Source organism: Thermostichus sp. MS-CIW-38 (assembly GCF_054058415.1).
Map to the genome: position 1 here is coordinate 99,133 of NZ_JBSSAH010000002.1, position 12,356 is coordinate 111,488.

Consider the following 12,356-nt stretch of genomic DNA (forward strand, 5'->3'; position numbering starts at 1 on the left):
GTCAGAGCTTCAGCAGCAACAGGTTCTGACACCAACATGATCCAAGACTTTCGAGAGCGGTACCCTATGGGCAGTTTGCTCACCGATCTGTTGCGGGTGGAAGAAGGGATCTACATCGTCAGAGCCCAGGTGGTGGTGAACAACACGGTTTTGGGCAGTGGCATGGCTGGCTCGAACACCGTCGAAGAGGCGGAAGATGCTGCCTTGAAGCGCGCCCTCCACCACGCAGGATTTGGTCGCCCCACTTCCTCTTTGAGTTTGGGCATGGATTCTGCTGCCGCCAGGGTGCCTTATCTGCCAACTCCTGAGTTGGCCAACGGACACGCTCAGTCTTCCCCTGCTTCTCCAGCCCCCGAGTCGATAGGGATCCCTGCAAAGCCAAGTTCCCCAGAGCTGCCCGGTCTAAGTGAGCCGGCGGCCTATGGGGATGACCTATCGGACATCATTGCCCAAACGGATGTGGAGATGCAGCGCATTGGCTGGGGCCGCAAGGAAGGACAAGAGTTTTTGGAACGTCGCTTTCAGAAGAAATCTCGCCACCAACTCAGCGACGCCGAGCTGCGGGAGTTTTTGCGCTACCTAAAACAGCAGCCCTCCCGCCTCAGCAGCGAACCCCGCTTTTGAAGTCTTCTCGGCCTTGCCGCCAAGATCTCGGGATCTGGAGATCTGGCAACTCCTATCTTCCAACTAGGGTTGTTCCGAGCCCGTTCAAGTAGCCTCTGACCCTTGCCCCCGGCCCCTCTGGAAGGGGGAGTTGGGAATCAAGCCAGCCAACTGTTTTACTGCTAGTTGGCTGCTACTTGGAATAAGCCCGTTCTACCGTCGGTGTCTTGCTGCTGCTGAAGCTAGGGCGCACCTACAATCACGCTGGTGTCTTCCATTTGCTTCACGACCGTTTCTCCCCCTTCCGAGAGCACAACCCGTCGCTCTGGCACTGACACTCCGGCCACCTTGGCAGTTTGATAGTTTTGACCGGCCTGCACCACAGAGGGAATAACACCTGGGCCAGAAACCAGAGCAAAGGACTCGCCGCCAATCTGTATCATCCCGGAAACCTGTACACTGCGGGCAAACGCAGCTGGGTCAGGGGTAGGCGTTGGGATCGGGGTGGCCACGGCTACAGGGGCGCCATTGCCGCTGCCAGGAGGGGGCAAAACCGGAGGTGGAGGCAGGGGCGGCAGGACAATCTGCGGTTCAGGAGCACGCACGTTTTGAGGCACAAAGGGATCCACACGGCCAGCCCCACTCAAGGCCCGCTGGGTTTCCTGCTCTCGATCCACTGGCGGGATCAGGCTAGAGGCAGCTTGGGTAACCTGCAGAAGGGAGGGCACCGGCGGCGGGGGTTGATCGGGGGCGGTCTGGCCAAAGCCGGCAGGCAAGTTCACCGTTTGTTGCCGGGCGAGAGCTTGCATCTGGCTGGCTCCGCGGGCCAAGGTGGCGCTCATATCCTGTTCCCAAGTCCCTGCAGCATTCAGCCGCATGATCACAGGGCTGGTTCCCCCCCGAGACTCCACCCAAATTTCCGCTTCTGTGTCGCTCAATCGCCGCGAGCTGAGGATCCGGGATCCCGGAGGCAAGAGGGGCCGAAGCGCCAGTTCGGCCTCAGGAACAGCCTGTTCGTTGGCCAGAGCCGGGAACCAACGGGGGGCCAAAAACGCAACGCCCCCTGCCAACAGCAGGCCGGCTACAAGAAAGCAGGACAATGGGCGAGCAGGCAGCGATTTCAGCATAGAGACCACCGGGAGAGAGCCTCGTATCCTCTCCACCAAAATATCCAAAATCTTCGTGATGGGGCCAAGTCAACCTGCTTTTCTCGACAACAGTGCTAGGATTTGTCGATCGAAACAGTGGCACCATGTCCCCAGAGATCCCGACCGGGCCAGACAAAGACGGCCTCTGTCCAAGCGCAGCCTCGTTTGCCATACTGAAGAAAGATTGTAAATATTTGTTAACGCCATGACTGTCTCTGCTTTGGATCCCGCCAACCCCGCCCGTTTACAGGAGATCGCTCAACGCTTGCGCAGCCCGCGTTCTGCAGACCGGATGGTGGCCTTGGCCCAGTTGCGGGATGTGCCGGCAGAGCAGGCGGTGCCGCTGATTTTGCAGGTCATCGACGATGAGAACCTGCAGGTGCGCTCTTTTGCCGTCTTTGCCCTGGGGATCAAGCAAACGGACGCCTGTCTGCCCAAATTGCTGGAAATCCTCACCCAAGACCCGGATTATGGCATTCGCGCCGACGCGGCAGGTGCCCTGGGCTACTTGGAAGATCCGCGGGCTTTTGAAGCTTTAGTGCGTGCTTTCTACGAGGATGTAGAATGGCTGGTGCGCTTCAGTGCCGCGGTGGCCTTGGGGAACTTGAAGGATCCGCGGGCTTACGAGGTGCTTCTGCGAGCCTTGGATGGGCCGGAGGTGTTGCTGCAGCAAGCGGCCATTGCGGCTTTGGGAGAATTGGGGGATCCGCGGGCCTTGGATCACATCCTGCGGTTTGCCCAATCAGAAGACTGGCTGGTGCGGCAGCGGCTGGCCCAGGCCTTGGGCAATTTGCCTTCCCCCAAGAGCGTTTCTGCTCTCAACTACCTGGCCAGGGATCCCCACGATAGCGTTGCGGCGGCGGCTCTGGATTCGCTGCGGCGCTTGCGGCAAAGGGGCATCTCAGAAACCACCCCTGAGAAGGGATCCGGGCCAGCCAATTCTGAGGAAGGCTAAAGTAAAGATCCCGGCTCAGCTTGTTCCGGGTTCCCCAATTCCCAGAGAGAGGCTTCCTCTGTTTCCGGCTGAGCCTTTCTTTTCCTAGGATCCCTTGTCTCAATGGTTATCAGCCCCCACTCATCGGTTTCACCTGTTGCATCCCCGTCGCGGCCCCGCATTGTGGCGGCCCTTTCTGGGGGTGTGGATAGCTCTACGGTGGCGGCCCTTTTGCAGGAACAGGGCTACGCCGTGGAGGGGGTCACCCTCTGGCTCATGAGGGGGAAGGGGCAGTGCTGTACCGAAGGCTTGGTGGATGCGGCAGCTGTTTGTGAGCAGCTGGGGATCCCGCACCATGTGGTGGATAGCCGCGAGCTGTTCCAGGCCAACATTGTCGATTACCTGGTAGCCGGCTACGCGGAGGGCATTACCCCTCTACCCTGCTCCCAATGCAACAAAACGGTGAAGTTCGGCCCCCTGCTGGCCTATGCCCGCGAAAAGCTGGGCATCTCGCAGATGGCCACCGGCCACTACGCACGGGTGCGCTTTAACGCCGAGCTAGGACGTTACCAACTCCTGCGGGCGGTAGATCGGCAGAAGGATCAGTCCTATTTTCTCTACGACCTCAGCCAAGAGCACCTAGCCCATAGCCTCTTCCCCTTGGGCGAGTACACCAAGGCCCAAACCCGTCAGTTGGCTGCCCGCTACGGGCTGGTTACAGCCGATAAGCCCGAAAGCCAGGATCTCTGCTTGATTGAAACCTATGGCTCGATGCGGAGCTTTTTGGATCAGTACCTTGGGCAAAGGCCAGGGGAAATCGTCGATACCCAGGGGCGAGTGCTGGGATCCCATGAGGGCATCCACCACTACACGGTGGGCCAGCGCAAGGGGTTGGGGATTGCCTCTTCCCGTCCGCTTTACGTGGTGCGCATCGATGCGGCCATGAACCGCGTTGTCGTGGGGGAACGGGAGGAGGCTACCCAGGCTGAAGCGTGGGTAAGCCAAGTCAACTGGGTCTCTATCCCGGCGCCGACGGCATCCTTGGCTGTTGAGGTTCAGGTGCGCTACCGTACCCCCCCAGTGCCCGCCATGGTGATCCCGGAATCGCCAGAGCGGGTAAAGCTGCAGTTTGCCGAGCCGCAGTTTGGGGTCACTCCTGGCCAAGCCGCCGTCTGGTACCACGGGGATCTCCTGCTGGGGGGAGGGATCCTGGAGCGCCCTTCTCCCTAGGCCAACTGCAACTTCCCTCTCGCCAGGGGGGAAGGATTGGGGGTGAGGGCAAGCCAAACTACGCTGCTTGCGCTTGCAGCTGCTGCAGGGATCGGAACAGGAGCACCGTGTAGACATTGAAGATAGGCGTGACTGCCGTGAAAGCGACAAACCCGACCACAACTGCTAAGAGAGCTACCACAGGCGCCCAAACCAGAAGCGCAAGTCCTATGATGTCGGTATTACCCCCAGTTACAACTGCAGCTAGGGTAGCTCCCAAGATCGCCACAACAAAAGGCAAAAGCAGGATTGAGATGCCGAAGATCAAAACCACGACCAGGAATGCCCAAAACACCCCCCACCAACGGCCCCTGACGAGGTTCCAACTGTAGCCCAACCCTTCTGTGGCACCCTTGTCCTCCAGGGCAATTGCGCAGAGGGTGAAAGCTAGCCTTACCCGGCAATAGATGCCGGGAAACACAAACAGCTGCATCCCTAGTGAGGAAATCAGATTCACCAGGAGGCTGCCGAATATCAGAGGCACTGCCTTAGAGAAAGCCTGATCCAAGCTATTGCCCAGCAAGGGAGTTCGCTGCTTCAAGTGCTGATCCACCAGCCAAAAGGCTGCTCCTGTCAAGATGGGCGCGCCGACTAGGACACAGGCCAGGAGGAGCAAGGAGAGGATCATCCCGAGGGAAGGTGAGGTCAGACCTACAACGAAGAACGCGATATGGCTAGAAGAGGTCAGGATCAGCAGCGGCCAGTAGATGGGACCTACCAACTCAAACGACCGCCGCAAGAGCAGAATCGGGCTAAGGGTGGCGCTTTGCATGGCAGAGGGATCCTCGTGGGCAGCCCAGTCCACCCCCTTCATACCACGGGATCTCACCTAGGACATCTTGGGTTGAGCCGAAATCCCAAAAAGGGATCCCTTCTCATCTCAAAGCTAGGCACGGGGAGCACCCTTTTTGCTATCCCCAACAGGAGGCCGCCTGCCCCTTCAATTGTTGCAGGGATCGGAACAGGAGCACGACGTAGACATTCAGGATAGGCACGACTGCCGTGATGGCAGCAATCCCAGCCACAGGGCTTCCAGCTTCCACGATTCTGTCAGAAAAGGTCTCAGCGGAAGGCGAAATCACAACTACCGTGAAGACAAAGATGTAAATCCCGGCCAGAAATGCCACAACCACCGTGAGGCCAAAGATAAGAAGTGCCCAAAACACTCCCCACCAGCGACCCTTGACAAGGTTCCAACTGTAGCCCAACCCTTCTGTGACTCCTTTGTCTTCCAAAACAATCGCGCAGAGAGCGAAAGCCAGCCTTACCCCCCAGTAGATGCCGGGAAGTACAAGCAGCGGCATCCCAAGCAAGACAATCAACACCAACAGGATGTTGGCGAATACCAGAGGTACTGCCTTCGAGACAGCTCGGTTGAGGCTGTTGCCCAGCAGGGGAGCTTGCCGCTTCAGGTGCTGATCCACCAGCCAAAAGGCTGCCCCTGCCAGGATGGGCAGGCCAATCAGGCCATAGGCCAAGTTGAGGATCCCCCCGGCAAGCGGGATCAGCTCCGCGACGATGAGAATGACAAAGCCAGGAGAAGCCAGGATCAGCAGCGGCCCATAGATAGGGCCTACCAGTTCCAGCGAGCGCAGCAAAAGGGAGAAGGGGTTGAGGGTAACATTCTGCATAACAGAGGGATCCTCGTGGGCGACCAAGTTCACCCCCTTCATACCACGGGATCCCAGCTTTGTTGCTGGGAATAGGCTCAAGAAAGTCTGTATTGCTTTGTACAGATTTTTTACGCCGATTTTTGGAGAATCCACGCCGCTGCCTGTTCGCCGCTGCGCAGGGATCCCTCGAGGCTGCTCTGGTGGGTGTATTCTCCAGCCCAGAGAAGGCCCGGCAGGCCGCTGTAGGTGAGAACCAAATGCTGCTGAAAGCCGGGCGGCTGCACAAACTGGGCAAAAGGGATCCGGTATACCCGCAACAGGCGAAATTGCTCTAGGGGAGCTTTCGGGAAGTAAGCTTGCAGCTCGGCCCGGCAGGCTTGGGCCAGTTCCTCGTCCCTCAAGGGGGGATCCCCTAGCACCACCACCGAATACAGGTGTTGGCCAGGAGGAGCCAGCGCCGGGCTGATACGGGTAAGTTGGACCCAATGGTTGATCCAGCCCTGGCCGGTGGCGTTGAGGTACAAGTAGGCGCCGCGGCTGAGGGAAAAGGGGGCGCAGAAGTAGAGACAGGTCACCGCTCGCCCCTGGGTGGGAATGGGGGTGGGGGCTTGAGGGCACAGCTCCGCCTGCCAGGCCCGTGCCTGAGGGGCATCAGTAGCACAAACTACCCACTCGGCAGGGATCTCTTCACCCTTGGCGGTGCGGATCCCGCGCACTCTCCCTTCCTCGACCAGGATGCGCTCCACCGGGGTTTGGTAGCGAATCTGTTCGGGGGACAGGTGACCGGCCAGTTGTCGGGCCAGTTCTCCCATGCCCAAGGCCGGGGTGACAATGGATCCCTCGGCCATCATCTTGAAATAAAAGGCAAAGAGGCGGGCGCTACTGCCCAGATCCGGATCTAGAAGGATCCCGCGGAAAAAGGGGTAGAAAAAGTGCTGGCAGATCTGTTGGGAAAAGCCGTACTGCTCCAGAAACTCCCGCAGCGAGCAATCGGATCCCCCTAGCCCTTCTTGAAAAACCTGCTCCGGGCTGCGGCGCGCCAGCTCGGATCGCAATTGCAGCACCTTGAGCTTGTCCCCAAAGCTGGCCAAGGGGTTGAGCAAAGAGGGGAGAAGGCTGGACAGATCCCGTAGGGGATCCCCCAACAGCCAGCAGCGACCGGGTTGAGCCAAAATAGCGCCGGGCCGGTAGGGACGGGGATCGAGCTTGCCCAGATCCAAATGCTGTCGCACTTTGGGATAGGCGGTGAACAGCACCTGAAAGCCGCGATCCAGGCGAAAGCCATCCACCTTGTCGGTACGCACCCGCCCCCCAGGGCCATCGCTTTTTTCCAGAACCAGGACATCCCTCCACCCCGCCTGGCTCAGCACTTTGGCGCAAGCCAAGCCGGCCAGCCCCGCCCCAATGATGACAACTTTGCCCATGCTCTGCCGGGATCCCTTCTTCGTCGAGTATTTTATCTGCTTGGATCCCACTAGGGCTGAGCTGGGTCGGCTGGCCCCCAAATGCGAATTGAGCCATCGGCGCCACCACTGAGAAGGGTCTGCCCATATCGCTGCGCGACGCTTCCGCGACCGGGGCCAAACAGCAAGACGCTCACCATCCAAGTCTGGCCGCCCAGGGTGCGCAACTGTTCTCCGCTGCGCAGATCCCAGAGCTTGATCTGGTGAGCGCGGTAATCGGTGCCGCTGGCGAGCAAGCGGCCATCAGGGCTGAGGGCAAGGGCGGCCAAGCCGGACAAAGTCTGGGGCAAGGTGCGCTCCAAGGATCCCGTGCCCAAGTTCCAGACCAAGATGCCACCGGTACTGCCAGCGAGCAAATAGCGGCCATCTGGGCTCAGAAGCACCTGCTCGATGGGGTAGTCGGCCTTTAGGGTTTCCAGCAAGGCCCCGCTGCCAGGATCCCAAAGGTGAACGGTGGGATCTCCATTGGCGGCCACCAAGATCCAAGGGGGGATCCCTTCAGATTGGTGGGAAGTATTCATACGGGTAGGTCTTGGGCCAAAGGCCACTGCTGTAATGCCAGCCCTCTGAGGGGTCTCCTGGGCGGCAGCAGTGGGAGGCGCCAGGGTGCGGATCAACTGGCCGTTGTCGGCCTGCCAAAGGCGGATGGTGCGGTCGGCGCTGCCACTGGCAATCCAACGACCATCGGGGCTAATGGCGACACTGTTGATCAACCCGGTGTGCCCTTGCAACTGCAGCCGCGCCAGCACATCCCCAGGCGAGAGAGCCGGATCCCCCAGGGTCGCCAGATCCCAGACCCGTACCGTCTTGTCTGCCCCCCCACTCACCAAAAAGGTACCATCTGGGCTGATGGCCAGTGCCTCAACGGATCCCTCGTGGCCTGCCCAGCTCTGGAGCAGTTGGCCAGCCTGGGGATCCCAAAGCCGGATTATGCCGTCGTCTCCCCCGGCAGCAAGGAGATTTCCATCCGGGCTGATGGCCAGAGCAGTGACGGCGACAGGGCCTTCCAGCGTAGCCTTGAGCTGCAAAGACTTGGCCCAGTCTGCCGGGTCGTTATCGCTACGCGACGCTTCCGCGACCGTGACGGCGGTGGGGACGGAGGCATGAGAACCGTTCTCGCGAGTAGGACGGAGTCCCAGGCCGTTGCGCTTTGCCGGGCCAGAGGATCCCGTTCTCGTGAAGGGGACAGAATCCTTGGGCTCCCCCCGCAGGCCAAAGTTCGCCCTCATCTGCCAGGCCCCTGCCACCGTCAACGCCAGCAAAGCCGCCAAGCTGCCTCCTGCCCAAACCGGTGGGATCCGGAGACGCGCCCGCAGCGATACCGGAGAACGCGGTGGGGTGGTTGGCTCCTGTAAGGGCTCGGCGGCGACAGGGCTGGGCTGGGACAGGAGTTCGGCGGCAGGGGGGCTCTCGGCGGGGGGCAAAGCCTGCAAAGCGGCCAGAGCTGCTGTTGCTGAAGGAAAGCACTGTTGTGGGTTGCAGCTCACCAAACGATCCAGAAAAGCAGCAAAAGGAGCGCTAGTAGAGGCCAGATCGTGCCAGCGCAACTCCCCCGTCAACGGGTCGCGAAACAGCTTCTGGGGCGGGATCCCGCAGAGGGCCTGCAGGGCAATCAGCCCAAGAGCATAGAGGTCGCTGCAATGCCTGGGGCCATAGGGGTTCCCGAAGCCAGAGCCGGAAAAAGCCAGACCCTGTTCCTCACCCCCCCACTTCAACAACACCCATCGGCCATCCGCCTGACGGTAGATCAAGCGAGAGGGCTGCAGGTTGCAGCAGCTCACCCCTTCCCCATTCAGGAAGGCCAAGGTTTGCAGCACATCCTGCAACAAGGCTCGTACCTCAGCCTCTGTCCAGTCGTGCCCCCAATGGCAGTGCATTTGGCGGGACGGAGTCGTTAGCTGGCCCCTCTCGGTTGCGTTACCTAGCAATAGAGCTTGTTCCAGGGTGGGCCCTTCAACCCATTCTTCCACCCAATAAAACTCCCCCTCTTGCTCAAAGCAGGCCAACAGGCGGGGGATACCCTCGTGGGATCCCAGGTGCTCCCGCAGCGCCACTTCTTGCTGAAAGAGATGCCGTAGCGAGGCGGAGTCCTCACTGTGTTCGCGGTGCGGAGCATTTTGGCCGGCCTGCCAGCGTTTGAGCACCACCCGAAGCCGCTCAGGATGATGGCTATCCTGTGCCAAGTAGGTTTGTCCGCTGGATCCCAGTGCTTCCAAGATCTGATAGCGGCCACCCAGGGTCTGCCCTACCATGGGGAGAGTGCGAACCTTTTCCTTCCGACCCATCATGCCATAGCGACGTGAGACTCAGGCCAACCGTTCGCGGTGCGGAGCACTTTGGGCCGCTTTCGGTCAACTTTCTCCCTGGAGCAGGCTGAGTTGCTCAGCGACCTGGGGGATGTTGTTGCAAAACCTGCTTCAAATATCGCCCTGTATGGGATCCGGGCTGCTCAGCCACCTGTTCTGGAGTGCCAACGGCGATGATCTGGCCGCCGCGGTCGCCGCCTTCTGGCCCCAAGTCAATAATCCAATCAGCACAGCGGAGAATGTCCAGGTTATGCTCGATCACCAGCACGGTGTTGCCTGTATCCACCAGCCGTTGCAGGACGTTCAAGAGCTTGTGGACATCGTAAAAAGACAAGCCGGTGGAGGGCTCATCCAGCAGATAGAGGGTTTTGCCGGTGGAGCGGCGGGCCAGTTCTGCGGCCAGCTTGACCCGTTGCGCTTCCCCACCGGAGAGGGTAGGAGCTGGCTGGCCCAGCTTGATGTAATCGAGGCCCACATCGGCCAAGGTCTGCAGGATCTTGGCGGCAGGAGGCAGGGCAGCGAAAAACTCCAGCGCCTCCCCCACCGTCATATCCAGGACTTCGGCGATGTTCTTGCCTTTGTACTTGATCTGCAGGGTTTCGCGGCTGTAGCGGCTGCCCCCACAGACTTCACAGGTGACGTACACATCGGGCAGAAAGTTCATTTCAATCACGTTCACCCCCTGCCCTTTGCAGGCTTCACAGCGCCCCCCCTTGACATTGAAGGAAAAGTGGCCGGATGGGTAGCCTCTGGCCTTGGCATCCAAGGTTTGGGCAAAGGTTTGGCGGATGGGATCAAACAAACCCGTGTAGGTGGCAGGGTTGGAGCGGGGGGTACGGCCAATGGGAGATTGGTCGATGACGATCACCTTGTCGATGTGTTCGATGCCCTCAAGTTCTCCCATCTCCGCGGGTTGGGGCACCTTGTGTCCAAGATGGTGCTGCAGGGCAGGGTAGAGCAATTCGTTGACCAAGGTGGATTTGCCGGAGCCGGAGACGCCTGTAACACAGACCAACTTGCCCAGGGGGATCTCTACATCAATGTGCTTGAGGTTGTTTTTGTGGGCATTGGTGAGCTTGAGGGCAACCGCTTTCCCAGCCCGCCGCTGCGCAGGGGTAGGGATCCGCAGCCGCCCCGAAAGATAAGCTCCGGTGATGGAGCGCTCGCAGGCCATGATGTCCGCCAGGGATCCCTGGGCCACCACTTCCCCCCCGTGGATGCCGGCCCCAGGGCCGATATCGACGATGTGGTCGGCGGCACGGATGGTTTCTTCGTCGTGTTCCACCACGATCAGGGTGTTGCCCAGATCTCGCAGGCGAAACAGGGTTTGCAACAGGCGCTCGTTGTCCCGCTGGTGGAGGCCAATCGAGGGTTCGTCCAACACGTAGAGCACCCCCGTCAAGCCGGAGCCCATCTGGCTGGCCAGCCGGATCCGCTGCGCCTCGCCCCCGGAGAGGGTCATGGCCGGGCGGGCCAGCGTTAGGTAGTCCAGGCCCACATCCACCAAAAACTGCAGCCGGGTTTTGATCTCCCGCAGCACCAGCTCGCCGATCTGCACTTGTCGCGGGGTAAGTTTCAACTGCTCCAGGCGGTGCAGGCAGTCGCGGATGGAGATCTCGGTGAGATCGGTAATGCGGTAGCCGCCGATGCGCACGGCCAGAGCTTCCGGCTTGAGACGGGATCCCCCACAGGCGGAACAGGGACGGTAGGTGAGGTAGGCTTCCAGCTTTTGCCGATAGATTTCGGAAGTGGTTTCCTGGTAGTGCCGCTGCAATTGGGGAATCACCCCCTCATAGCGGCGATAGTACCCCCGGCCTCGGTACTGAGATTCTACCTCGGCGATGTAGACCTCCTGGTCGGCGCCGTAGAGGAGGATCTGCTGTTGTTGGGGGGTGAGATCGCACCAGCGGGTGCTGAGGTCGAAGCCAAAAGCCTTGGCAGCTCCCGCCAACAAAGCCAGATAGTAGGGGTTCTCCCGCTCCGACCAAGGCGCGATGGCAGCGTAGAGGGGCAGCTTCGGATCGGGCACCACCCGGTCGGGGTCGAAGATCGGCTCAAAGCCCAGCCCGTGACAAACCGGGCAGGCGCCGATGGGCGAGTTGAAGGAAAATAAGCGCGGCGACAGCTCGCTCATCACCGAACCGTGCTCCGGGCAGGCAAATTGCTCGGAAAAGATCAGCTCTGTCGGCTTGCCGTTCAGGTATTGCCCCGCCGACTCGGCCACTTTTTGCAGCAGCTGTTCTCGCTCCTCTTCCCGCGGCAGCAGCTCCACCACCGCAATTCCTCCCGACTGGCGCAGGCAGGTTGCTAGAGAATCGGCCAGTCGCTCCGCTATGTCGGGGCTCTTGACCAGCCGATCCACCACAACCTCAAGGGTGTGGGTTTTGTTTTTGGCTAACTCGATCTCCTCGCTCAGATCCCGCACCTGGCCATCGACGCGCACCCGCACAAACCCCTGCTGTCGTAGGCTTTGCAACAAGTTGGCATGGGTGCCCTTTTTCCCCTTCACCACCGGCGAGAGCAACTGAAACCGCGTCCGATCCGGCAGGGCCATGATCTGATCCACAATCTGATCCACCGTCTGCGGGGCGATCACCCGGTTGCAATGGGGACAGTGAGGGATCCCAGCTCGCCCATACAGAAGCCGCAGGTAGTCGTAGATTTCGGTAACGGTGCCGACGGTGGAACGGGGGTTGTGGCTGGTGGACTTTTGATCGATGGAGATGGCCGGACTCAGCCCTTCGATGCGATCCACATCCGGCTTGTCCAGTTGCCCCAAAAACTGTCGCGCATAGGCACTGAGGGATTCCACATAGCGCCGCTGTCCCTCGGCAAAGATGGTGTCGAAAGCCAAGGAGGACTTGCCCGATCCGGAGACGCCGGTGAACACCACCAGGCGATCCCGCGGGATCCGCAGCTCGACATTCTTGAGGTTGTGCTGCCGCGCCCCCACCACGTGAATTTCGTTTTGGCTGGACATCTCACCACCTTTTCGCGCAGCGTGTCACAGGTATCCCGTC

Annotated in this window: 9 protein-coding genes; 3 read left to right on the forward strand and 6 right to left on the reverse strand. The window is 60.3% G+C overall.

The features are described 5' to 3' along the window. Nucleotides 1–36 precede the first annotated feature (36 nt). Complete coding sequence (locus ACVWXZ_RS01330; RefSeq protein ID WP_414329849.1) at nt 37–624, forward strand: hypothetical protein; 588 nt, start codon at nt 37–39, stop codon at nt 622–624. 221 nt (nt 625–845) lie between these two features. Here the strand turns inward: ACVWXZ_RS01330 and ACVWXZ_RS01335 are convergent, their stop codons facing one another. After that, entirely contained in the window at nt 846–1,730 is an 885-nt protein-coding gene (locus tag ACVWXZ_RS01335) for a hypothetical protein (RefSeq protein WP_457482042.1), read from the reverse strand. A gap of 226 nt (nt 1,731–1,956) precedes the next feature. Here ACVWXZ_RS01335 and ACVWXZ_RS01340 point away from each other — a divergent pair, with 226 nt between their 5' ends. After that, complete coding sequence (locus tag ACVWXZ_RS01340; RefSeq protein ID WP_414329744.1) at nt 1,957–2,706, forward strand: HEAT repeat domain-containing protein; 750 nt, start codon at nt 1,957–1,959, stop codon at nt 2,704–2,706. 102 nt (nt 2,707–2,808) lie between these two features. Beyond that, nucleotides 2,809–3,915, forward strand: coding sequence for a tRNA 2-thiouridine(34) synthase MnmA (gene mnmA / locus ACVWXZ_RS01345; protein ID WP_414350891.1), 1,107 nt, complete (start codon nt 2,809–2,811; stop codon nt 3,913–3,915). 58 nt (nt 3,916–3,973) lie between these two features. Here the strand turns inward: mnmA and ACVWXZ_RS01350 are convergent, their stop codons facing one another. The 5 genes from ACVWXZ_RS01350 to uvrA all read right to left on the reverse strand — a co-directional run bounded on the left by ACVWXZ_RS01350 (nt 3,974) and on the right by uvrA (nt 12,316). Then, nucleotides 3,974–4,768 carry a glycerophosphoryl diester phosphodiesterase membrane domain-containing protein gene (locus ACVWXZ_RS01350; protein ID WP_457482043.1) on the reverse strand — a complete coding sequence of 265 codons (795 nt, stop codon included), beginning with the start codon at nt 4,766–4,768 and terminating at the stop codon, nt 3,974–3,976. Between the two features lie 97 nt (nt 4,769–4,865). Next, entirely contained in the window at nt 4,866–5,627 is a 762-nt protein-coding gene (locus ACVWXZ_RS01355; RefSeq protein ID WP_457403587.1) for a glycerophosphoryl diester phosphodiesterase membrane domain-containing protein, read from the reverse strand. Between the two features lie 68 nt (nt 5,628–5,695). Next, entirely contained in the window at nt 5,696–6,991 is a 1,296-nt protein-coding gene (locus ACVWXZ_RS01360; protein WP_457403586.1) for an FAD-dependent oxidoreductase, read from the reverse strand. A gap of 50 nt (nt 6,992–7,041) precedes the next feature. Next, nucleotides 7,042–9,282 (reverse strand): WD40 repeat domain-containing serine/threonine-protein kinase, encoded by a 2,241-nt coding sequence (locus ACVWXZ_RS01365; protein ID WP_457441329.1) that lies wholly within the window; start codon nt 9,280–9,282, stop codon nt 7,042–7,044. Between the two features lie 130 nt (nt 9,283–9,412). Further along, nucleotides 9,413–12,316: an excinuclease ABC subunit UvrA gene (gene uvrA, locus ACVWXZ_RS01370; protein WP_457482044.1), complete on the reverse strand. Its 2,904-nt coding sequence runs from the start codon at nt 12,314–12,316 to the stop codon at nt 9,413–9,415. Nucleotides 12,317–12,356 lie beyond the last annotated feature (40 nt).